At 64.8% G+C, this 22,427-nt stretch carries 23 protein-coding genes; 7 read left to right on the forward strand and 16 right to left on the reverse strand.

Annotated features, from left to right (window positions below):
* Positions 1–2 precede the first annotated feature (2 nt).
* The 3 genes from MTX21_RS13005 (at position 3) to MTX21_RS13015 (ending at position 1,926) form a co-directional block, all read left to right on the forward strand.
* Positions 3–374 (forward strand): helix-turn-helix transcriptional regulator, encoded by a 372-nt coding sequence (locus tag MTX21_RS13005; RefSeq protein ID WP_279377845.1) that lies wholly within the window; start codon positions 3–5, stop codon positions 372–374.
* Positions 375–711: 337 nt separating this feature from the next.
* Positions 712–1,533, forward strand: coding sequence for an enoyl-CoA hydratase (locus tag MTX21_RS13010; protein WP_280965205.1), 822 nt, complete (start codon positions 712–714; stop codon positions 1,531–1,533).
* 105 nt (positions 1,534–1,638) lie between these two features.
* Positions 1,639–1,926, forward strand: coding sequence for a hypothetical protein (locus MTX21_RS13015; protein ID WP_280965206.1), 288 nt, complete (start codon positions 1,639–1,641; stop codon positions 1,924–1,926).
* Between the two features lie 45 nt (positions 1,927–1,971).
* On the opposite strand, the gene MTX21_RS13020 is transcribed toward MTX21_RS13015, so the two are convergent.
* The 3 genes from MTX21_RS13020 to MTX21_RS13030 form a co-directional block, all read right to left on the reverse strand.
* Positions 1,972–3,051, reverse strand: a complete 1,080-nt coding sequence (locus MTX21_RS13020; RefSeq protein ID WP_280965207.1) for an isocitrate/isopropylmalate dehydrogenase family protein — start codon at positions 3,049–3,051, stop codon at positions 1,972–1,974.
* Between the two features lie 128 nt (positions 3,052–3,179).
* Positions 3,180–4,247 (reverse strand): alcohol dehydrogenase, encoded by a 1,068-nt coding sequence (locus MTX21_RS13025; protein ID WP_280965208.1) that lies wholly within the window; start codon positions 4,245–4,247, stop codon positions 3,180–3,182.
* 147 nt (positions 4,248–4,394) lie between these two features.
* A complete protein-coding gene (locus MTX21_RS13030) occupies positions 4,395–5,591 on the reverse strand; it encodes a CoA transferase (RefSeq protein ID WP_280965209.1) in 1,197 nt (398 codons plus the stop codon).
* A 143-nt stretch (positions 5,592–5,734) separates the two neighbouring features.
* Between MTX21_RS13030 and glgA the strand changes: the two genes are divergently transcribed.
* Positions 5,735–7,189 carry a glycogen synthase GlgA gene (gene glgA / locus MTX21_RS13035; RefSeq protein ID WP_280971380.1) on the forward strand — a complete coding sequence of 485 codons (1,455 nt, stop codon included), beginning with the start codon at positions 5,735–5,737 and terminating at the stop codon, positions 7,187–7,189.
* A 53-nt stretch (positions 7,190–7,242) separates the two neighbouring features.
* On the opposite strand, the gene MTX21_RS13040 is transcribed toward glgA, so the two are convergent.
* Together MTX21_RS13040 and MTX21_RS13045 are read right to left on the reverse strand one after the other, a co-directional pair.
* Complete coding sequence (locus MTX21_RS13040; protein ID WP_280965211.1) at positions 7,243–8,190, reverse strand: oxygenase MpaB family protein; 948 nt, start codon at positions 8,188–8,190, stop codon at positions 7,243–7,245.
* Positions 8,191–8,281: 91 nt separating this feature from the next.
* The gene (locus MTX21_RS13045; protein ID WP_280965212.1) at positions 8,282–9,424 is read right to left on the reverse strand and encodes a patatin-like phospholipase family protein; all 1,143 of its coding nucleotides are present in this window, start codon (positions 9,422–9,424) and stop codon (positions 8,282–8,284) included.
* 201 nt (positions 9,425–9,625) lie between these two features.
* Between MTX21_RS13045 and MTX21_RS13050 the strand changes: the two genes are divergently transcribed.
* A complete protein-coding gene (locus tag MTX21_RS13050; protein WP_280965213.1) occupies positions 9,626–10,513 on the forward strand; it encodes a LysR family transcriptional regulator in 888 nt (295 codons plus the stop codon).
* A gap of 193 nt (positions 10,514–10,706) precedes the next feature.
* Here the strand turns inward: MTX21_RS13050 and MTX21_RS13055 are convergent, their stop codons facing one another.
* Both MTX21_RS13055 and MTX21_RS13060 read right to left on the reverse strand, forming a co-directional pair.
* Positions 10,707–11,423: a peroxiredoxin-like family protein gene (locus tag MTX21_RS13055; protein WP_280965214.1), complete on the reverse strand. Its 717-nt coding sequence runs from the start codon at positions 11,421–11,423 to the stop codon at positions 10,707–10,709.
* 82 nt (positions 11,424–11,505) lie between these two features.
* Entirely contained in the window at positions 11,506–11,790 is a 285-nt protein-coding gene (locus tag MTX21_RS13060) for a hypothetical protein (RefSeq protein ID WP_280965215.1), read from the reverse strand.
* Between the two features lie 238 nt (positions 11,791–12,028).
* On the opposite strand from MTX21_RS13060, the gene MTX21_RS13065 reads away from it, so the two are divergent.
* Positions 12,029–12,511: a cupin domain-containing protein gene (locus MTX21_RS13065; RefSeq protein WP_280965216.1), complete on the forward strand. Its 483-nt coding sequence runs from the start codon at positions 12,029–12,031 to the stop codon at positions 12,509–12,511.
* Positions 12,512–12,597: 86 nt separating this feature from the next.
* Positions 12,598–13,806: an MFS transporter gene (locus MTX21_RS13070; RefSeq protein WP_280965217.1), complete on the forward strand. Its 1,209-nt coding sequence runs from the start codon at positions 12,598–12,600 to the stop codon at positions 13,804–13,806.
* On the opposite strand, the gene ccoS is transcribed toward MTX21_RS13070, so the two are convergent.
* The 9 genes from ccoS to MTX21_RS13115 all read right to left on the reverse strand — a co-directional run bounded on the left by ccoS (position 13,803) and on the right by MTX21_RS13115 (position 22,407).
* A complete protein-coding gene (gene ccoS / locus MTX21_RS13075) occupies positions 13,803–13,970 on the reverse strand; it encodes a cbb3-type cytochrome oxidase assembly protein CcoS (RefSeq protein ID WP_280965218.1) in 168 nt (55 codons plus the stop codon). The two genes, MTX21_RS13070 and ccoS, sit on opposite strands and share 4 nt — an antisense overlap.
* Positions 13,970–16,162 carry a cation-translocating P-type ATPase gene (locus MTX21_RS13080; RefSeq protein ID WP_280965219.1) on the reverse strand — a complete coding sequence of 731 codons (2,193 nt, stop codon included), beginning with the start codon at positions 16,160–16,162 and terminating at the stop codon, positions 13,970–13,972. Before MTX21_RS13080 ends, ccoS begins: the two co-directional genes overlap by 1 nt.
* 12 nt (positions 16,163–16,174) lie before the next feature.
* Positions 16,175–16,660, reverse strand: coding sequence for a FixH family protein (locus tag MTX21_RS13085; protein WP_280965220.1), 486 nt, complete (start codon positions 16,658–16,660; stop codon positions 16,175–16,177).
* 15 nt (positions 16,661–16,675) lie between these two features.
* A complete protein-coding gene (ccoG, locus tag MTX21_RS13090; RefSeq protein WP_280965221.1) occupies positions 16,676–18,142 on the reverse strand; it encodes a cytochrome c oxidase accessory protein CcoG in 1,467 nt (488 codons plus the stop codon).
* Positions 18,143–18,253: 111 nt separating this feature from the next.
* Positions 18,254–19,126 (reverse strand): cytochrome-c oxidase, cbb3-type subunit III, encoded by an 873-nt coding sequence (gene ccoP, locus MTX21_RS13095; RefSeq protein WP_280965222.1) that lies wholly within the window; start codon positions 19,124–19,126, stop codon positions 18,254–18,256.
* 6 nt (positions 19,127–19,132) lie between these two features.
* Positions 19,133–19,297 (reverse strand): cbb3-type cytochrome c oxidase subunit 3, encoded by a 165-nt coding sequence (locus tag MTX21_RS13100; RefSeq protein ID WP_280965223.1) that lies wholly within the window; start codon positions 19,295–19,297, stop codon positions 19,133–19,135.
* A gap of 13 nt (positions 19,298–19,310) precedes the next feature.
* The gene (gene ccoO, locus MTX21_RS13105) at positions 19,311–20,045 is read right to left on the reverse strand and encodes a cytochrome-c oxidase, cbb3-type subunit II (protein WP_280965224.1); all 735 of its coding nucleotides are present in this window, start codon (positions 20,043–20,045) and stop codon (positions 19,311–19,313) included.
* 11 nt (positions 20,046–20,056) lie between these two features.
* Positions 20,057–21,706 (reverse strand): cytochrome-c oxidase, cbb3-type subunit I, encoded by a 1,650-nt coding sequence (gene ccoN / locus MTX21_RS13110; protein WP_280965225.1) that lies wholly within the window; start codon positions 21,704–21,706, stop codon positions 20,057–20,059.
* Positions 21,707–21,981: 275 nt separating this feature from the next.
* Entirely contained in the window at positions 21,982–22,407 is a 426-nt protein-coding gene (locus MTX21_RS13115) for a CBS domain-containing protein (RefSeq protein ID WP_280965226.1), read from the reverse strand.
* Positions 22,408–22,427: the final 20 nt, after the last annotated feature.

Consider the following 22,427-nt stretch of genomic DNA (forward strand, 5'->3'; position numbering starts at 1 on the left):
GAATGAAGCAGCGCAGTGCCGGCAAGCCGGACATCGAGCTTGGCAAGCGGATCCGGCTCCGCCGCGTCGAGATGAAGATCTCGCAGGCCGAGCTGGGCGAAAAGCTCGGCGTCAGCTTCCAGCAGGTCCAAAAGTACGAGAAGGGCGTCAATCGGGTCGGCGCGGCTCGCCTTCAGCAGATCGCCGCCGCCCTCGATGTGCCCGTCACCTTCTTCTATGACGGCGACAACAAGGCGCGCGAGGTCGAGAGCCTGCTCTTCCTCGACAGCGCCTTCAGCCTCCGGCTGCTGCGCGCCTACAGCAAGATCAAGGACCAGACGGTGCAGCGTCAGCTCGTCTCGCTGATGGAATCGATCGCGGCGAACGAAGGCTGAGATCGACCGGAGGTCTGGCCATCAGGGCCGGTGTTCAATCCGCCGCGTCGCGGGGGCGTGGCCGGATTGAACGAGACCGTGCGGCGCGCGCATGACGCGATTCTTTTTCTTTCGGGGCGGTCTGACTGCCCCTTTTTTCTTTTCCGGCATCCTGCCGGCCATCGCACCCGCGGTTTTCGCGAACCCATTCAGGCTCTGCCGCGACCTGGTCCCGCCGACTGCGCACGTGGCCATGCAATCGCGGCGCAGGCGGATGCAAAGTCCTTGCCTCGCCGCCGTTGACCCTGACATCGCGTCAGCCGCACATTGCGCCCGTCAAAAGAAAAGCGGGTGCGCGATGCCGGACCAATCCAACACGACCGAAACCTCCCACGCCGACGGCAAGATCCTCAAGCACACTGCCGACGGCGTCGGCGTGATCACCTTCAACAATCCCGACAAGCGCAATGCAATGTCGCTGGAGATGTGGGCGGGATTTGGCGAGGCGCTGACGAGCTTGCGCGACGACGATGCGGTGCGCGTCGTGATCCTGCGCGGCGCCGGCGGCAAGGCGTTCGTGTCGGGTGCCGACATCAGCCAATTCGAGAAGTCCCGACACAATGCAGCGGCGTCGGAAGAATACGCCAAGCGTAGTGCGGCCCAGCGCGCGCTTCTCGCCGACTATCCCAAGCCGACGATCGCCTGCATCCAGGGCTTTTGTCTCGGCGGCGGCATGCAGGTCGCGATGCTCGCCGACATTCGCATTGCTTCCCACGGCAGCCAGTTCGGCATTCCCGCGGCGAAACTCGGCATCGCCTATGGCTATGACGGGTTGCGGAATCTGGTGTCGCTGGTCGGGCCGTCCTGGGCGCGGCTGCTGATGTACACGGGCATGCGCATCGATGCGGAGGAGGCGCTGCGCATCGGGCTGATCGAGCGGATGATCCCGGATGATCAGCTCTGGGGCGAGACCATGGCAATTGCGGAAACGATCTCGGGGAACGCACCGCTCTCGATCAAGGCCGCCAAGATCACCATCGCGCAGGTGCTGAAGGACGAAAGCCGGCGCGACATGGAGGCGATCAAGACGATCGGGAACGCCTGCATGGACAGTGCGGATTTCCGCGAGGGTCGACAGGCCTTCATGGAGAAGCGCAAGCCGCAGTTCCAGGGGCGCTGAAGCTGAACCCGCATTCAGGAAGATTAAATTCCTCGCTGCCCCGCGCTGCAACAGCAACCAACTGATCTCCCGAGTGTTCTTCCGCCACCAACGAGGGAGATTGCGATGAAACTCAAGTTTGCTGTTCTTGGTCTGGCTGCCATGGGCGGTGCTGCGCTCGCGTCAGGGCAGGCTCTGGCGGCGATGCCGAACGGCATTCCGCAAGCCGATCGAATCGCAAGCGGCCCGGCCGCGAACGTCGATCAGGTGCGCATGGTGTGTAACGCCTGGGGCCGCTGCTGGTGGCGCCCGAACTATTACGGCGCCTACGGCTATTATGGCGGCCCGCGACGCTTCTACGGACCGCGTCCGTGGGGCTGGGGCCACCCCTGGCACCGCTGGCACCGCTGGTGAACGATGAAGGGGCCCACGGGCCCCTTTCTCTTGTGCGCGTTCTGACTACAACGCCGCAAGCACGGCTTTCGCGATATCGGCAGTGCCATTGCTGCCGCCGAATTCCATCGGCTTGATGCCGTCGGCATAGACCTGATCCACCGCGCGCTCGATCTTTTCGCCAGCCTCGGCTGCGCTTTCCAAACCGTGCTTGTCGGCGAGCCAGTCCAGCATCATCGCGGCCGACAGGATCATGCCGGTGGGATTGGCCTTGCCCTGCCCCATGATATCAGGTGCCGTGCCATGGCACGGCTGGAACACCGCGTAGCGGTCACCGATGTCGGCTGACGGGGCCATGCCGAGGCCGCCGATCAGGCTGGCAGTGATGTCGGAGACGATGTCGCCGAACATGTTCTCCATCACCATCACGTCGAAATCCCAGGGCCGCTTGACCAGCATCGCCGAACAGGCATCGACATAGAGGCGGTCCGTCTTCACCTCGGGATGGCCTTTGGCGATCTCGTCGAAGATGCCGCGGAAGAAAGCGAAGGCCTTGAACACGTTCGCCTTGTCGACGCAGGCGAGCGCACCCGGCCGGCCGCGCGCCTTGCGCCGCTCGGCGAGCCGGAACGAGAACTCGAACAGGCGCTCGGAGGTCTTGCGCGAGATCACCATGGTCTCGCGCGCGTCCTCATGCGTGACGACGCCCTTGCCCATCGACGCGAACAGGCCTTCGGTGGACTCCCTAATCACGACAAGATCGATGCCGCGCTGATCAGCGCCGACGATCGGGCTCGGCACGCCCGGAATGAGCCGCGCCGGACGCACGCCGGCATAGAGATCGAAGATGAAGCGCAGCTCGATCTGCGGCGCGATCTCGGTGTTATCGGGGTAGCGCACCGACGGCAGGCCACAGGCGCCGAGCAGGATCGCATCCGCCTCTTCGCAAAGTTTGATCGTAGAGTCCGGCATCGACTTGCCGGTCGCGAGATAATTGTTGGCGCCGGCCGGCGCGTCGGTGAAGCGGAAGCTCAAGCCCGATTTAGACTCGATCTTGCGCAACACCTCGATCGCGGGCGCCATGACCTCGGGACCGATGCCGTCGCCGGCGAGCACGGCAATGTGGAAGGCGTTATTTGCGGACATGGGGGTTCCTGAGCGAAGAGAAGAACCAAGTTGTCATTGCGAGCGCAGCGAAGCAATCCAGAAATGCATCCGCGGAAACAGTCTGGATTGCTTCGCTGCGCTCGCAATGACGGAGGATAGTGCGTTTGCTACGGCGTCAGCACCGTGCGTCCGACCACCGCGCCCTGCTGCAATTGCATCAGTGCGTCATTGGCCTTGGCCAGCGGCAACGGCGTCACCGGGATCGGCGGCACCTTCTTGGTGCGGACGAGGTCGAGCAGCTCCTGCGTCTCGCGCAGGTTGCCGACATAGCTGCCCTGGATCGTCACCGCCTTGATCGGGATCAGCGGCAGCGCCCAGGTCGCACCGCCGCCGAACAGGCCGACGATGATAAGCTTGCCGCCCTTGGTCAGGCAGTCGAAGCCAAGCTGCGTCGTCGCGGCATTGCCGACGAGGTCGATCACGGCGCGGATCGGCCCGCCCGCCTTCCTGGCGAGCTGCTCCAGTGCGTCCGGCGCCTTGGGATCGACGGTGGCGAGCGCGCCGGCCTTCTCCGCCGCCTCGCGCTTCCGCGCGTCGATGTCGACCATGATCGCGCCCTTGCCGCCCATCGCCTTGAGCAGCGACAGCGCCATCAGGCCGAGGCCGCCGGCGCCGAACATCACGATCGGCGTGTCGAAATGCTGCTCGACCTTCTTCAGCGCGCTGTAGGTGGTGACGCCCGAGCAGGCGTAGGGCGCAGTCGTCGCAGGATCAAGTCCCCTAAGATTGAGCAGATAGCGCGGATGCGGCACCAGCATGTGGTCGGCATAGCCGCCGTCGCAATAGACGCCGAGCGAGCGCGGCGTCAGGCACATGTTCTCGTCGCCGGCAAGGCAGGTCGCGCATTTGCCGCAGCCGATCCAGGGATAGACGAGACCGACATCGCCGAGCCTGAGATCGCCCTGGTCGGTTGGCTTCACGTCCGGTCCGAAGGCGATGACCTCGCCTACCGTCTCGTGGCCCATGGTCAGCGGCAGGTTGATGCCGCGATCTTTGAGCGACAGCGGTTTGCGGCCGTGGCCGAGATCGTAGCCGCCTTCCCAGATATGCAGGTCGCTGTGGCAGACGCCGGCCGCCTTCACCTTGATCAGCACCTGCGTGCCCTGGGGCTCCGGCGTCGGCTGATCGAACTCCTTCAGCGGCGCCTTGAAATCGGCAACCTTGAAACTCTTCATGGGCGTCTCCCGCATGCTTCTTGTTGTCGCCGCCAGCATGCCACGGCCGGCCCAGCGAGACAAATTCGGACCTGTCTTAGTTTACGCCGCCGGACGATGGCAAGCGGCCGCGGGAAACTGCATCGCATGCAGCCGCCACGATGTCCTTCAACCCTGCGCAGCCGTTTTGCCTGACGGAATTGACGCATTGTCGGCGAGGCCAATCTCCTCGCGCAGCGCGCGCGTATGCTCGCCGAGCACGGCCATCGTCGTGCCCGGCATGGTATCGGCGCCCGACATCCGGAACGGCAGGTTGAGGACCTGGAAGGAGCCACCTTCGTCCTCGACGTAAGACAGCGCCTTGCGATACGCGAGCTGCGGGTCGCGCAGCGCTTCGGCCACGGTGCGGTAGGCCGAAGCCGGTACGCCGGCCTCAGCGAGCGCGGCAAGGCATGCGTCGGTCGTGAGCTGCCGCGACCACGCCTCGACGCCGTCCATCATGTCAGCCCAGTTGTCGCGCCGCGCGCCATAGCTCGAGAAGCGCGGGTCCAATATCCATTCCGGCTGGCCGATCACGCCCATCAGCGCCTGAAACGTCTTCTCGCTGGCGACGGTGATCATGAGGTAGCCGTTCGCCGTCTCGGTCGGGCCGAACATCGGGCGCGGCGGCGGCTTCACGGCGAACTGCGAGCTCTGCAACTCGATCACCGTCAGCGTCAGCATCGATTCCAGCATGGAGACGTCGATGTGCTGGCCGCGGCCGGTGACCGTACGCTGATACAGCGCAGAGGCGATCGCGCCGAAGCCGTAGGTGCCGGTCACGACGTCGGCATGGTAGATGCCGCAATAGTCGGGACGGTTGCGGCCGGGCTGGTAGGCGAGATGCGCCATGTCATAGCCGGACGCCGCATGGATCACCGGCGCATAGGCCGGCAGCTCGGCCGACGGGCCGGCCTGGCCATAGCCGGAGATCGAGCAGTAGATCAGCTTCGGATTGACCGGGCGCAGGCTGTCGTAGTCGAGCCGCAGGCGGCGCATCACCCCGGGACGGAAATTCTCGACCAGGATATCGGCGGTCGCGGCCAGCCGCCGCACAGCCTCCTTGCCGTCCTCCGACTTCAGGTCGAGCACGATGCTCTTCTTGCCGACATTGAGCTGGCCGAACACGGTGCTGCAGCCCTTGCGCAGCGGCGGCCGGGTCCGCATCGTCTCGCCGCCGTCGGTCTCGATCTTGATCACCTCGGCGCCCATGTCGGCGAGCATCCGCGCGCAATGGGGGCCGGCGATCGTCGTCGAAAAGTCGAGGACCCGCAGGCCGGCGAAGGCCTTTGTCGTCGTCCCCTCATGCTTGTCTGCTAGCTGCATTCCGGGAGTCCCCCCTAGGAACAATGGGTGTTCTTCTTGGTTGATGCGGCGACCCTAGATGGCGCCGGCCCGGTAGGAAAGTCCTTACCGGGCGGACGTGTATTGCGGGCGGACTTGGGAATGCCGGGTAACTGGACCCGTTCTTGCATAGCAGCAAACGGGCTCGGAAGAGGGCATCATTCTTGAGGGTCTTATTCGTCACGACCGAGATGGACGATTTCGTCCGCGTAGGCGGACTTGGCGCCGTTTCGGCTGCCCTCCCCAGAGCCCTCCGCTCCTTCGCCGATATCCGGATCATGCTCCCCGGCTATCGCGATATCATCGAACAACTCACGCATGTTCAGGTCGTTGGCCGCTGTCCGGCCTTCGCGGAGATGCCGGCCTGCTCGCTGGGCCGGGCCTCGACCAAGGACGGTCTGCCGGTCTATGTGCTGTTGTGCTCGCAACTCTACGACCGTCCCGGCAACCCTTACGGCGACGAGACCGGGCGCGACTGGCCGGACAACGATATCCGCTTCGCGCGCCTTGCTTCGGCGGCCGCTGAGCTGGCCGCAGGCAGCCTGGACAAGGATTGGGCAGCAGACCTGGTCCATGCCAATGACTGGCAGGCCTCGCTGGTGCCGGCTTATCTCGCCTGGCGCGGCTCCGGTATCCCGTCGATCCTGACCATCCACAACCTCGCCTATCAGGGACTCTTCCCGAAGGACGCGCTGCGACGCATCGGCGCACCGGAGAGCTCCTTCCATATCGACGGCATCGAGTTCTATGACCAGCTCTCCTTCCTCAAGGCGGGGCTGGTCTATGCCTCGCACCTTACGACCGTCAGCGGCACCTATGCGCGGGAGATCACCACGCCGGAATTCGGCTGCGGGCTGGAAGGCCTGTTGCGGGTCCGTTCCGATGCCGCCGAGCTCACCGGTATCCTGAACGGTATCGACGAGAGCTGGGACCCGCGCTCCTGCGCGCAGCTCGCCCAGCAATTCGGCGCCGGCGACTGGGTCGGCAAGAAAGCCAATGCGGACTATGTCCGCAAGCAGTTCGGGCTTGCGGTGTCGCGCGGGCCGATGTTCGGGATCGTCGCGCGCCTGGTGCACCAGAAGGGCATCGACCTCGTGCTGTCGGCGGCCGACGAGATCATCGATGCCGGCGGCCAGATCGTGGTCACCGGCTCCGGCGAGCCGGCGCTCGAGCAGGCGCTGATCGCGGCGCATCGCCGCCGCCCGGACTCCATCGGCGTCGTCATCGGCTTCAACGAGGCCCAGGCCCGACGGATCTTCGCCGGTAGTGATTTCATCCTCATGCCGTCGCGTTTCGAGCCGTGCGGCCTCAGTCAGATGTACGCCCAGCGCTTCGGCTCGCTGCCGATCGGCCACCAGACCGGCGGGCTGGCCGAGACCATCACCGATGGTGAGACCGGATTCCTATTCCCGAAGCCGTCGCACGAATCATTTCTCGGCGGCGTCCGCCGGGCGTTCTCGACCTTCATGGCACAGGACCGCCTCGACTCCATGCGCCGCAGCGCGATGGCACGCTCGTTCTCGTGGAAAATCTCAGCCGGCTGCTACAATGCGCTGTACCGAAGGGTGGCCTCTGTGTGAGGGCGCGACGGCGCGTCCACATTTTCCGTCATTGCGAGCATCTTCCCGAGCCTCTACCTGCCGCGGTCATCCATTTGCGGCCGTCCGATCCACGCCCGATTCAGACAGCGCGTCATCCAATCGGGCTCGGTCTTGCCATTCAACCGCGCCTGCGCTTCCTGATAGGGGCCGACATAACGCAGCCGGTCGGGCAATCTCGGATAGACGCGTCGTATCCACGTCAGCGCACGGTCGGCGGTCCTGACGTCCGGCTCGTCAAGCGCAAGGCCGAAGCCCGCGCGCAGCCGCTCCGGCAGCATGCTCGCAGTCACGGCGCGATACCATCGCGGTGGCCGCAACCACGGACGCGCACCGCCAAGAATCTGCGTGGCGACCTCGCGCGCCGCGGCGCTGACGGTGAGCGTGTCCGATTGCGCCATCGCCTCGTTGTAGGCTGCAAAGGCTGACCAGTCCGCCGGAAGGTCGTCCGGCGTGAGCCCAAACAAGGCGCCGTACATCCTGCTCTCGCTCCAGTAACGCTCGCGCTCCTCCGCCGAGAATGGCGGCAGAACCAGGTCATGTGCCATGAGCGCGGTCTCGACCAAGGTCGCGTGGACCCAGCGCAGCGCCGCAACGTCGTTGGCGCAGTAGCTCGAGCCGGCCGCGAACGGACCGACCGCCTCAGGCATGTGTCCAACGATCATGGTATGGCGCCGATGGAGCTGCCGGGCCGACAGAAGCGCCCTGTCGAGCGAGCCGAACACCATGGCGAACATGATGTCGAACGTGCGATGGAAGCGACCGATCGGATCGGCAAGCGTCCGCGAGTGCTCGGCGATCGCGGCAGCGACCCAGGGATGCGCAAGTTGAAGCAGCAGCGCGCGGCCCGCGCCGAGAAAAATCACGGCTTCCCGATCGAGCCGCCACGTCACCGAGGCCGGGCCGAAAACGCCCGCATTCGATCCCGCGGCGTCAGCCCGGACGAGATTGAGCGCAGCCTCCAGATCTTTCTCGGCGACCAATTGCAAGCCCCTCGACGCGGATGCACCGACAATAGCCTAGCCTTGCGGTCCCGCGAAGTCGTCATTGCGTGAAGCGACGTGTGATCCGGTGTCACTCCGCCGCCATCGGCATCTCCTCGATGTGCTCGTGCAGCACCACGCCGGACAGCGGATCGAACTCCCCGATCCACGGCGCGCGCGCAAGCACCGTGCTGGTGTGAGCATAGCCGGCATCCCAGCGCCGCATGATGCCTGACGGGCTGAAGTCGATGTCCTTGGTGTGGGTCTCGCGATCGAGTTGCGGCGCCAGCAGGCGCACCACGTGCATGCGTGTCGGACAGCCATAGCTCATCAGCTCGCGCACGGCCGGATCGCTGCGCTCGCTCTCGGGCAATCGCGCCGCGAGCTGGTTGATGACGTGACGCAGACGATGAGCCTGCTGTTGGCGGACGATCTGGCTCGCGATCCGGCTGGAATACTGCACGTCCTTGTGCCGGTTCAGCACCTCCGCCATCGTCGTCGGCTCGGCGCCGACGGGATTCCACAGATGGACGGCGAAGATCAGCGAGTCCTTGCGCGGGTTGTCGTCGAAGACGGCCTCGGTCGGCGTGTTCGACAGAATGCCGCCGTCCCAATAGAGCTCGCCGTCGATGCGCACCGCAGGGAAGGCCGGCGGCAGCGCTCCCGAGGCCATGACATGCTTCACCGTCAGATCGCCGTCGCGACTGTCGAAGTACCGCATCCGGCTGGTCCGGACGTGAGCCGCACCGACCGTGAGGCGCGGCACGCAGCGATTGACCAGATTGAAGTCGACGAGATCGAGCAACGTCTTTTCCAGCGGAGCGGTCGAATAGAATCCGGCGTGATCCGCCCCAAGTGGATATGAATCTCCGGCATGCGCCAACGGATTGGGCCGGAAGAAACCTGGAATGCCGCTCGTAATCGTCGACCAATAGGCCAATTTCTCGTTGAAGCCCGGGAACGCGATACGCGGATTCCAGACCGGATTCTGCTCCACCCGCTTCCAGAACTCTTTCAGCCGCGGCAGCCGGTCCTGCGGCTCATTGCCGGCGATCAGACTGGCGTTGATCGCCCCGATGGAGGTGCCGATGATCCAGTCCGGCTCGATGCCGGCCTCGTGCAGCGCCTGGTAGACGCCGGCCTGGTAGGAGCCGAGCGCGCCGCCGCCCTGGAGCACCAGGACGACCTGGCCCGGCAGGTCCCCTGACCTGATGCGTTGAATGGTGCTCTGCATGTGCCACCTCCCGTCAAGCTCGACGTCGCTTAGACTACGTCGACCTAGCGCGATTGTTACGCTCTCCCTTGTGCGGGACGAACGGGCGCTGCGCAAATGCCCATTGGCTTCCGAAACCATGCGCGGACGCTATTGCCGTCAGGGTGTCATTCCCCACCCCGATCGGCTAGATTTCGGGCCGGTCTTGCTGGGAGCCGATCCATGGAGATGCACCAGGTCCGCTATTTCCTCGCGGTGGCGCAGCTATTGAATTTCACGCGCGCCGCTGAAGAGTGCAACGTGACGCAGCCTTCGCTGACGCGTGCGATCAAGCAGCTCGAGGCCGAGCTCGGCGGCGACCTGTTCCGCCGCGAACGGCCGGCGGCTCAATTGACTGAGCTCGGCCAGCGTATGCATCCGCTCCTGAAGCAGTGCTACGATGCGGCCGTCGGCGCACGCTCGCTCGCCTCCTCGTTCAAGAGCGGGGAGATCGGCGCGCTGCGCATCGCGTTGACGCATTCGGTCGATCTCGCTTTGCTCATTCCCCATCTCAAGCAGATCAAGCGGCAATTCAACCGGCTCGAACTCCGCTTCCTGCGCGGCTCGAGCCGCGAGGTCGCCGATTTCCTGAAGAAGGGCGAAGCCGAGCTCGGCATCGCCGCCGATATCGACGAGGCCTGGGAGCGGCTCGATGTCTGGCCGTTGTTCACCGAGACATTCGAGCTCGTCGTCAACAGAGAGCATCGACTGGCCGATCGCAGCACGATCGAGCTCGACGACCTGCGCTCGGAGCAATTGCTCGGCCGGACCTTCTGCGAGCAATCCCGGCGCATCTCGGCTAGCCTCCGCGAGCACGGGATCGACGTCGACCATGGCCACGAGATTGCGAGCGAGCACGATCTGATCGAGCTGGTGGAAGCCGATATCGGCATTGCGATGATGCCGCATACCTCGTCCGTGCCGCAGACCCTAAAGCGGACCGCAGTCGCAGGACTGGACGCCCGCCGCACCGTAAGCCTGTATGGCGTCGCCGGCCGCCAGCGCACGGCGGTGGCCAACGCCGTCATGCGCCTGCTGCGTGGCGCGGATTGGCGGGAGATTGCGGGGTAGTGCAGAAGCAATGCTCACTGCACCCTCTCTCCTTGTGGGAGAGGGTGGCTTCGCGAAGCGAAGCCGGGTGAGGGGTCTCTCTCCGCAAGTCACCCTCTCAGCTTGTATTCATGGAAGCAAACCCCTCATCCGGCGCTTCGCGCCACCTTCTCCCACAAGGGGAGAAGGAAGAGCAGCCCGCTTCACGTGAAACTTAGTCCTCCCGGCTCGCGCTCTCCAACGCCGCAAGCAGATCGTCGATCTCCATGCGCCTGCGGAAATCGGGATCGACGAAGCGGGCTTTCACGGTGCCGTCGCGGCCGACGACGAACACGGCCGGGATCGGCAGCATCCAGCCATCGTTGCCGTGAAACTTCGCCATGTCCTGATAGGACAACAGCTCTTGAATCTCGGCACCGAGCCAGATCGCGAGATTGAGCGAGAGCGCATAGCCGTTGTCCAGATCGGTCAGTACCGGAAACGGCGCTCCGGACTCGGTCTTGAACCTTCCGGTGAACTCCTGTGTCTCCGGCATGATCGCGACGATCTGCGCTCCCATTGCCTTGATGCGGTCCTGTGCCTGAGTCACCGCGCCAACATTGAGCCGGCAATAAGGGCACCAATGGCCGCGAAAGAACATCACCGCGACCGGACCGTTCGCCAGCAGCGCGGGCAATGTGACGAGATGGCCACTCTCGTCGGGCAGCACGAATGGCGGCATGGCATCGCCCGGCCGCGGCGCGGTCTCGCCGCCACCGTTCCCGTTCAATCTCGCGACCAGGCGATCGACTGCTTGGCCATAGGCCGGGAACACCTCGCGGCTTGCGTCGGCATAGGCGCGGAGCTGTTCGTTCAGCGTGCCCTCCATCTCGCGGCAGCGCTGGAGGGCAAGCCTGAGCCGCTCGGCATTGGCTGGTGAGAGAGACGTCATCTTCCGCTCCGGCGTTCTTGGGGCGAATACTAGTTTCGTGGTCCGGCCGCCCGCAAGGGGCGGCCGTCGCGCGAAGGCCGCTTCAGTTCACGTAGAAATTGCCGGTCGGATCGAGCCGCCCTGGCGTGTAATACAGCGCGCCATCGTCCATGAAGAAGACGGTGTTTTCAGGCACTTTCTTCGCATTCTTCATCATCGCGCCGTGGTTCTTCTCGGTCGAGGCCATGGCCATTGCCGACATCTTGCCGGGCCCGCCATAGACGTAGGCCATTCCGGCCTTGAAATCCCAGGCGGCCTCCGAGAAGGCCGAGGTGGCGATGACCGCGAACGCGGCGGTGGCGATCAGGGTCTTGGACAGCTTCGTCATGGATGCTCCTCCGGATTGACGTGAACGCCCGCCAATCGGGCGCCCTGCCATCGAACGCCGGACGCCGCGCAAGCGGAAATGCCGTTTCCGGATCGGTTCGATAGCCGCCGCCTATCGACATAGCGCGGAGCTATCGCAGCGAGAGCAAGACGGCATTTCAGGAGAGGCGCGGCTTCGGCGAAGCTGATGCCATTGCCGGCGGTCGATGAACCCCGGCGAGCAACAAAGGAGTTTATCCATGTTCACGCATCTGACAGCGTCGCGCGCGGTCTGGACAGGCCTTGCCATCGCCGGCGCACTCGTGGTCTCGGCGCAAGCAGCGCTCGCCGGCGAATGCCCGGCCGACAAGATCAAGCCGAATGCACGCCAGATGGTCGACCATAAGCCCGTCGGCGTCACCGACGTGACCCTCGGCGCGATCGACCTGGCGAAGCAGCCCGCCAATATCAGGGATCGCGAGTTGCGCTTCCGCAAACTGACGATCGAGCCCGGCGGCATCGTGCCCTGGCACAGCCATGACGACCGCCCCGCCCTGATCTTCGTCCAGCAAGGCGAGATCGTCGAATACGCCTCCAACTGCATCGATCCGATCGTGCACAAGGCCGGCGATCTCCGTCCCGAGGTCTACGGCACCTCGCACTGGTGGAAGAATCTCGGCAAGGAGACCGTCATCCTCTATGTGGGCGACGTCCGCAGGGACCCGCATGACCACAACATGTGACGGGTGCAATCGCCCGCCCGCGTCATTCCGGGGCGGCTCGAAGCGCCGAACCCGGAATGGCGCCTGCCCTGCACAGGAGCCGTTCCATGACTGATCTTTCCGCGCGCATAAAGCCCGCCGCCATCGAGATGCACGTCCACTCGCCAAACGTTGCACTTCGCTCTCTCGTGATCGGTCTCACCGCATTCCTCACCGTGGTCGACCTGTTCGCCACGCAGGCGATCCTTCCTTCGCTGACGCGGCACTACGGCGTGACGCCGGCCGCGATGGGCTTTGCCGTCAATGCAAGCACCTTCGGCATGGCGATCGCCAGCCTCGTGGTCGGCTTCTTCAGCCCGCGCATCGATCGACGGCTCGGCATCCTCTTGAGCCTGACCATGCTTGCCGTTCCCACCAGCCTGCTCGCGTGGGCGCCCAATCTCGCCGTTTTCACCGGTTTGCGCGTCGTCCAGGGCCTCTGCATGGCCTCCGCTTTCGCGCTGACGCTCGCCTATCTCGGCGAGCAGTGCAGCGCCATGGACGCCGGCGGCGCATTCGCCGCCTACATCACCGGCAATGTCGCGAGCAATCTGGTCGGCCGGCTGATGTCGGCCGCACTCGCCGACACCCTCGGCCTCGCCTGGAACTTCTACGTCTTCGCTGCGCTCAACCTCGCGGGAGCGGTGCTGGTTTATTTCACCATCGCGCGCGTCGAGCCGATGCAAGCCATGACGCTGACGGCCTCCCCGCTCAGGGCCGTATCGGCTCACTGGCGCAATCCGCGGCTGCGCGCGGCTTACGGGCTCGGCTTCTGTATCCTGTTCGCCTTCATCGGTACCTTCACGTTCGTCAATTTCGTGCTGGTGCGACCGCCACTGTCGCTGGGCATGATGGACCTCGGTCTGGTGTATCTGGTTTTCCTGCCATCGGTCGTCACGACCCTATTCGCCGGCGGCGCTGCGGCGCGGATCGGAACGCGCCCGACCATCTGGGCTGCGCTTGGCGTTGCCGCGATCGGCCTGCCGTTGATGCTGACCGCGCATCTTGCCGCCGTCCTCGCGGGCATGGTGCTGGTTGGTGCCGGCACCTTCTTTGCCCAGGCGGCCGCGACCGGCTTCGTCGGACAGGCGGCCGCCGAAAACCGCGGCGTTGCCAGCGGAACCTATCTCGCCTGCTATTTCTGCGGCGGCCTCGCCGGCACCGCCGTGCTCGGCCGGCTGTTCGATTCCTTGGGATGGCCCGCCTGTGTGGCTGGTATTGGAGCCGCGCTCGCGATTGCGGCGCTCCTGACGTTTGCGCTGAAGAGCGACCGCTAGCGCTTGGCTTGCGCCTCCTGCGGCGGATCGTCGTCGGCGATCGCACGCCAGGCGGCGCCCTCGAGGTCGTCGTACTGGCCGCTGCGGAGCGACCAGAGAAAGGCGGCGAGGCCTGCAAGCCCGAGCGCCAGCGCCAGCGGGACCAGGATGACGAGGATTTCCATCACACTCTCTCCTGCGAGACGCTGCGGGCCCGCAGCGAATTCAACATGACGAGGATCGACGAGCCGCTCATGGCGGCGGCCGCGATGAGGGGCGTCACGACGCCGCTGATCGCGATCGGCACCGACAGGACGTTGTAGCCGATCGCAAGCCAGAGGTTTTCGCGCATCAAATGCAGCGCCTTGCGCGAGAAGTCGACCGCGGCAACCACCGGCGCCAGCGGCTTGCCGAGGAAGATGAGATCGGCCGTCGACTGGCTGAGATGCGCAGCGGAGATCGGCGACATCGAGACATGGGCCGCCGCAAGCGAGGGCGCATCGTTCATGCCGTCGCCGACCATCAGCACCTTTTGGCCACGCCGTTTCAACTCCTCGATCCGCGCGATCTTGTCGGCCGGCGTGAGGCCAGCGCGCCACTCGGCGATGCCGAGCGCGTCGGCCGCCGCCCTTACCGCCGGCTCGCGGTCGCCGGAGAGGATCTCGATGCCGACATTTCGCGCCTTCAGCGCCGCGATCACGCCTCGCGCATCGGGACGCAGGCCTTGCCGCACCGACAGGATGAACTTTTCGCTGCCCTTGCGGAACGCCACCACGGACGCCTCGGCTTCGAGAGTGTCGCCGGCCCCGATCAGCGTCTCGGCGCCGCAGAATGACGGACGGCCGAGGCGAAGCTCGACGCCGTCAAGCGTCGCGCGCACGCCCTGCCCGGCCTCCTCGACCGCGCCGATGATGGGCGACTTGGCGCCGGAAGCCCGTGCGACCGCGGCCGCCACCGGATGATGGCTCGATAGCGCGAGCCGGCCCGCAAGCTCGAAGATGTCAGCAGGAATATCGGCCGCATTCGCCACCTCGAGATCGGGCAGCGTCAGCGTCCCGGTCTTGTCGAAGATGACATGGTCGGCTTCGGCCATGCGCTCGATGGCGTCGCCCGAGTTGAGCAGCACGCCGGATTTGAACATCGCGCCCGAGGCCACCGTCTGCACGGTCGGGATCGCGAGCCCCAGCGCGCAGGGGCAGGTGATGATCAGCACGGCGACACCGGTGACGATCGCATCGTGCCAGCTCGCGCCGGCGAAAACCCAACCGATGATGGTGAGGAGCGCGGCTGCATGCACCACCGGTGCGTAAAGCCGCGAGGCACGGTCGGCAAGTCGCATGTAGCGCGAGCGCGCCTGCAGCGCGTTGTCGAGCAGACGCGCGATCTCCGCGAGCAGCGTCGCTTCGGACGCGGCCGAAACCCGTACCCGCAGCGTGCCGGAGATGTTCATCGATCCGGCATAGACCGGGGTGCCCTGCTCCGCCGTGACATAGAGCGTCTCGCCGGTGATCAGGCTCTGGTCGATCTCGGAGCGCCCCTCGATCACGGTGCCGTCGACCGCGCAGCGCTCACCCGGCCGCAGCAGCACGATGTCGCCGGGACGGATCGCCGCCACCGGCACCTGCGAGATCTCGTCGGTCCCGATGAACTTCGCCGCCGTCTCCGCCTTCAGCGCGGCGAGATTGCCGGCGACCGCGCGCGTCCGCCGTCGCATGTTCTGGTCGAGGAAGCGGCCGACCAGGAGGAAGGTGAGCAGCATGATCGCCGCATCGAAATAGGCGTGCTCGGCGTGATGGACGGTTTCGACGATGGACATGCCGAGCGCGAGGATCACGCCGATCGAGATCGGCACGTCCATGTTGGTCGTCTTCGCCGACAGCGCGCGCCAGGCCGAGCGGAAGAACGGTTGACCGGCATAGGCCGCCGCCGGCAGGGCGATCAGCGCCGACAGCCAGTGGAAGAAGTCGCGCTGCTCGGGCAGCATGTCCGAGACGTTGCCGGACCACACGGGAACCGACAGCATCATCACGTTCATGGTGGCGAAGGCGGCCACGCCAAGGCAGCGCAGCAGGAAGCGCGATTCCGCAACCTCGGTCGCCTCCGCACTCTCGGTCTCGTACGGGTAGGCCTTGTAACCAAGCTCCTCGAGGCGATCGATGAAGCGGGCCGGATCGAGCGTGCCCTGCTTCCATTCCAGCGCGACGCGGCGGTCGGTGAGGTTCACCCGCGCCAGCGTGACGTCGGGAATGGCGGCGAGGCCGCGTTCGATCTTGGCCATGCATCCGGCGCAGTGGACGCCTTCGACCGCGAGATCGATGTGCTGGAGTCCCTGGCCCGCGGCCCGGACGTAATGCGAGAAATCCCGCGTCACCTGCATGGCGCGTCCCTCTCAGTTCAGGATCACGCGGTTGCGCGACAGGAAGACGCGTGTCCCCCGCGCCTCGCCCTCGATCACCAGATCCCACTGGCCCGGCGCGACGGAAGCGGCGGTGCCGCGATAGATGCCGATGCCGGCCTCGGCGAGCTCGACCGCGAGGTCGGCCCGCTTGTCGGTCGGCCGCTCCAGACGGCCGCCGAATTTCAATCCGCTCATCGGTCGGCCTGCCGCATCGCGTGCCTCGACCTGGAGCACGGCGCCGCCATCGGTGCGGCGCTCGATATGGGCATCGACCTGCCATTTGCGCGCGGCCTGGTCCTGCGCCGCCGAGATCTCCCGCTCATAGGTGAGCCCCGCCGCATAGGGGCTGTCGACGTCGGTGCCGGGCAGCGTCGCGATCGCGAGCTTCATCATGGTCACGTTGACCCCGATCACGACGCCGAAGAAGGCGACCAGCATCAGGAAGACCTTGATTCCGGTCAGCGGCTTGGATGCCATGGCAGTCTCCTGGTCTTAAGGCGAGACGAAATTGTCTGTCGCAGAGGCGGCCTCGCCGAGCCCGATATCGGTGACATGGAAGTGCACGGGGATCGACTTCTCCGGATTGCTCTCGGCTGGGGCGGTGACGAGCAGCCGCAGCTCGCTGGTCGAGTCGCGCGGGATCACGATCATCGGCCGATCCGGCGTCACCGAATCAACGCCGACGACGTGGACCGTGGGATTGGCCGGACCGTCCGCGTCGATCGCGACGACGCGGTCGTAGCCGCTCTTGTTCAAGAGCCGGACCGTATAGGCATTGCGGATCGAGCCGTCGCTGAGCTTGACCGCGATCGGATTGCGGTCGTGCAGCACGTTGACGTCGAGCAGGCTGCGCGTTGCCAGCGTATAGAGCATGATGCCGCCGACGGCCGCGATCATCGCGCTGTAGATGATAGTGCGGGGCCGGACGATACGGTAGATCGGCGCCTTGCCGTTCTGGCGGCGCTGGATGTTGATGTCGTTGTCGTAGCCGATCAGGCGCGTGGGCCGGCCGATCTTCGTCATCACGTTGTCGCAGGCGTCGATGCAGAGCCCACACTGGATGCATTCGAGCTGCGGTCCGTTGCGGATGTCGATGCCGGTCGGGCAGACCGCGACGCATTGATAGCAATCGACGCAGTCGCCGACATGCTCGCCGATCGCGCGCAGCTCCGCGGCCTTCTTGACCGAGGTGCGCTTCTCGCCGCGGTCGTAGCGATAGGTGACGTTGAGCGCCCATTCGTCGGTGAGCGCCGCCTGGATGCGCGGCCACGGGCACATGTAGGTGCAGACCTGCTCGCGCATGTGGCCGGCCAGCACATAGGTCGTCGCGGTGAGAATGCCGATCCAGATGTAGGCGATCATCGGCGCCTGGAAGGTCAGGAGCTCCTTCACCAGCGTCGGCGCATCGTTGAAATAGAGCACCCAGGCGCCGCCGGTCCACCAGGCGATCAGGAGCCAGATCGAATGCTTGAGCGCGATCTCGGAGCCGCGCTTGAGCGTCAGCGCACCGGATGACTTATCCTTCCTCATGCGCTCGCGCCGGTCGCCTTCGACGAACCGCTCGACGGCGTAGAACAGGTCGGTCCAGACCGTCTGCGGGCAGAGATAGCCGCACCAGATGCGGCCACCGATGGAATTCATCAGGAACAGCGCCACCGCGGCGACGATCAACAGGCCGGTGAAGTAGTAGACCTCCTGCGGCCACAGCTCGATGAAGAAGAAATAGAAGCGGCTGTTGGGAAGATCGATCAGGACCGCCTGGCTCGGTGCACCCAAGCCGCGATTCCAGCGCACGAAGGGCAGGAAGTAGTAGACGCCGAGGCAGAACGCCATCAGGCCCCATTTGATCCGGCGGAAGGTGCCGGAGACGCTCTGGGGATAGACCTTCTTGCGGGCGGCGTAGAGCGGCCCGTAATCGTCGTCCGATGTGAGCTCGTTCGGGTTCACGGTCTTGTTCATCGCTGAAAGCTTCTTAGGAGGTGCGATCGAACCTAGACCGGGGGCCGGCGCGTCAATTGATTCAGCGCAAAACGGGGGCGCTTTTCTTCACCCCCGCCAGCCGCCGGTCCGCTATTTTCCGCCGCCCAGCGAGTGGACATAGACCGCCATCGCCTTGATGGTGGCGGGATCGAGCCGGCCTTCCCAGGCCGGCATGACGCCGGCGCGTCCCTGGCTGATGGTCTCGATCAGGGTCGGCTCGTCGGCGCCATAGAGCCAGATCTTGTCGGTCAGGTTCGGTGCGCCGAGTTCCTGATTGCCCTTGCCGCCGTCGCCGTGGCAGGCGACGCAATTCTCGGCGAAGATCTTCTCGCCCTTCACGGCATCATAGCCCTTGCCGGTCGAGAGGCCAGACAGCGACCGTACGTAGTTGGCGACCGTGACGATCTCGTCCGGCTTCAGCACGCCGTCCTTGCCGAACGCCAGCATCTGGCCTTCATGCGTCTTGGCATGTCCCGAGCGCGCGCCATACTGGATGGTCTGCATGATCTGGTCGAGTGTGCCGCCCCACAGCCAGTCGTCGTCGTTCAGGTTCGGGTATCCCTTTGCTCCGGCCGCGCCGCTGCCGTGGCACGGTGCGCAATTGTCGCCGAACACGGTCTTGCCCTTGGCACGGGCGAGCGCCAGCAGTGCCGGATCCTTCTCAATGTCGGCAAGCGAAGCCGCGCCCAGCGCCGCCATCTTGTCACCCCGGATCTTCTCGAGGTTGGCGAATTCGACCGCGACGTTCGCGCGGGACGAGTAGCCGAACAGTCCCGTCGTATTGCCTTGGATCAGCGGCCAGGCGGGATAGACGATCCAGTAGCCGATCGCCCAGACGATGGTGAGGTAGAAGCTGATCACCCACCAGCGCGGCAGCGGCGTATTGAGCTCCCTGATGCCGTCCCATTCATGTCCGGTCGTTGACTTGCCGGAGACGGAATCGATGTCGCTGTGATCGGTCATGATCTCTCACTCCTCCCGCAACGGCAGCCGCGCCGCTTCGTCGAAGACGGCCTTGTTGCGAGGCCAGAATGCGTAGGTGATGATCGCGAGAAAGATCGCGACGAAGGCCGGCGTCCAGATCGTCGTCACGAGTTCGGACGCAAGGTTGTGGACTGTCAAAATCGCTTTCATCGGTGATGCCTTTTCAGCGGAGATTGGCTTTCTCGTTGTAGAGCTTGAAGTCGACCAGTGTGCCGAGCATCTGCAGATAGGCGATCAGCGCGTCCATTTCGGTCGGCGTGCCGGGTTTGCCATCGAAGTTGCGTACCGCGGCCTTGGCGTACCGCTTGCCGAAAGCATCGGTGCCGGCGTTGTCGGGATCGGCCTGGGCCTTGAGGTCCGCCGCAGCGCTGGCGATCTGGTCGTCGGTATAGGGAACGCCGACGGTCCTCAGCGTGCGCATGTGATCCGCGATCGAATCCGGATCGACCTCCGTCTGGCTGAGGAACGGATAGCCCGGCATCACCGACTGCGGCACGATCGCGCGCGGATTGGTCAGATGGGTGACGTGCCAGTCGTCGGAATATTTGGCGCCGACGCGGGCGAGATCCGGACCGGTGCGCTTCGAACCCCACTGAAACGGGTGGTCGAACATGCTCTCGGCGGCGAGCGAGAAGTGGCCGTAGCGCTCGACCTCGTCACGCAGGGCTCGGATCATCTGAGAATGACAGAGATAGCAGCCTTCGCGGACGTAGATGTTGCGGCCAGCGAGCTCGAGCGGCGTGTAGGGCCTGACCCCGTCAACCACCTCGATCGTGCTCTTGAGGTAGAACAGCGGCGTGATCTCCACGAGGCCGCCGATCGCGATCACGACGAGAATGCCGACGATCAGGATAATCGAGTTCTTTTCGAAGATTTGATGGCGTGTCCAGAACGACATGGTCGAGCTCCTCATTCCGCCGGCTGAAGAGCGACGGGCATCTGCACTTCCGCCTCGCCCACGCGGACCGTCATCCACAGATTGAAGGCCATGATCAGCGAGCCGATCAGGAACAGCGCGCCGCCGGCCGCGCGGATGATGTAGAACGGATGCATCGCCTCGACGGTCTCGATGAAGGAGTACTCGAGGAAGCCGAGCGAGGTGTAGGCGCGCCACATCAGGCCCTGGAGGATGCCGGACACCCACATCGCCGAGATGTAGAGGACGATGCCGAGGGTGGCGATCCAGAAGTGCCAGTTGACCAGCTTCAGGCTGTACAGCGCCTTGCGATTCCAGGCCCACGGCACCAGGCAGTACAGCGCGCCGAAAGAGACGAAGCCGACCCAGCCGAGCGCGCCGGAATGCACGTGGCCGATGGTCCAGTCAGTGTAGTGGCTGAGCGAGTTGACGACCTTGATCGACATCATCGGGCCTTCGAAGGTCGACATGCCGTAGAAGGCGACGGAGACAACGAGCATGCGCAGCACAGGGTCGGTTCGCAGCTTGTCCCAGGCGCCCGACAGCGTCATCAGGCCGTTGATCATGCCGCCCCAGGAAGGCATCCACAGCATCACCGAGAAGGTCATGCCCAGCGTCTGCGTCCAGTCCGGCAGCGCCGTGTAGTGCAGATGGTGGGGACCGGCCCAGATGTAGAGGAAGATCAGCGCCCAGAAATGGATGATCGAAAGCCTGTACGAATAAACCGGCCGCTCGGCGCGCTTGGGGATGAAGTAGTACATGATGGCGAGGAAGCCCGCAGTCAGGAAGAAGCCGACCGCGTTATGGCCGTACCACCACTGGAACATGGCGTCCTGGATGCCGCCCCACGCGATATAGGACTTCGAGCCGAACACCGAGACGGGAAGCGCGGGATTGTTGCCGAGATGCAGGACCGCGATCGTCACGATGAAGGCGAGATAGAACCAGTTCGCGACGAAGATGTGTGGTTCCTTGCGCTTGACGATCGTCACGAGGAAAACGAGCAGATAGGTCACCCAGACGATGGTCAGCCAGAGATCGGCGTACCATTCCGGCTCGGCATATTCCTTGGACTGGGTGACGCCGAGCAGATAGCCGGTGCCGGCGATCAGGATGAAGAAGTTGTAGCCGACCACGACGAACCAGGGCGCGAGATCGCCGGCGAGACGCGCGCGGCACGATTTCTGCACCACGTAAAAGGATGTTGCGATCAGCACATTTCCGCCGAAGGCGAAGATCACCACCGAGGTGTGCAGCGGCCTCAAGCGGCCGAAGCTCGTCCAGGGCAGATCAAAATTCAGCCAGGGCCAGGCGAGTTGGGAGGCGATGAGGAGGCCGACGAGGAATCCGGCGATGCCCCAGAACATCGCCATGACGGCGGAGAACTTGATCGGGCCCATGTTGTAGTTGGGACGGCCGTTGATCTCTGCCGGCGGCAGCGCCGCCGGACGCTCGAAGTAGCGGTTGATGATAACGAAGACCGCGACGAGGCTCGCGGCCGCGCTGAGTCCGGCATGGAAAGCGAACGGCGCATCGAGGGCCTTGGCCGAAGCGATCACGCAGAGAAAAGCGGTGACCGCGAACACTGCCGCCAGGCCGCTTTCGCCGATGGTCATGGATTTCAACGTGGAGGGCTGGCTCATCGCGGATTCTCTCTGAAAGAACACGCGAGCCAGAAACCACATTTGTCCTCGCGGCGAATTGATTGAAATCAAGAGGGGTGATTTCTGGTCGGGCCAGGCGGCTGCCAATTGGAGGGCCCTCTCCCCTTGTGAGAGGGCAACGAGGACGGTGCCGCAGACTCGTTGGGGTGAGGGGCTTGGGTCCCCAGAAAAAAGTCCCTCTGAGGAGAGAGACCCCTCATCCGGCGCTTGGCGCCACCTTCTCCCACTAGGGGAAAAGGGGAAGTAGCATCTCGTCAGTCGCGCGCTGTCGCCTTGAGCGCCGCGATCACGTCCTCGCGGGCGATGATGCCGACCAGCTTCTGGGCGCCGTCGAGCACGATGATGCTCCTGATCCGGTGCTCGACCATGATCTGGAGGACTCGGGTCAGCCTTGTTTCGCGGCTGACGTAGATGAACTCCGGCGTCATGACGTCGCCGACCTTGCGGCTCATCAGGTCGAGATAGCGCGGCAACATCTGGCTCGGCGTGAAGGCGAAGCACTTCAGGATGTCGAACTTGGTGACGATGCCGACGACCTGCCCGTCATCCTCGACCGGATAGCCGTTGAAATCGTCGCGCTCGAACATCTCGCTGAGCGCGAGCATATCGAGCTCGCGCTTGACCGTCCTGACGTTGCGCGTCATGTAGCCGTCGACGGTGGCCTCAAGGAATTTGTACATGGCGCGTCCTCATCGATTCG

This window comes from Bradyrhizobium sp. ISRA430 (assembly GCF_029909975.1).
Lineage (GTDB): Bacteria > Pseudomonadota > Alphaproteobacteria > Rhizobiales > Xanthobacteraceae > Bradyrhizobium.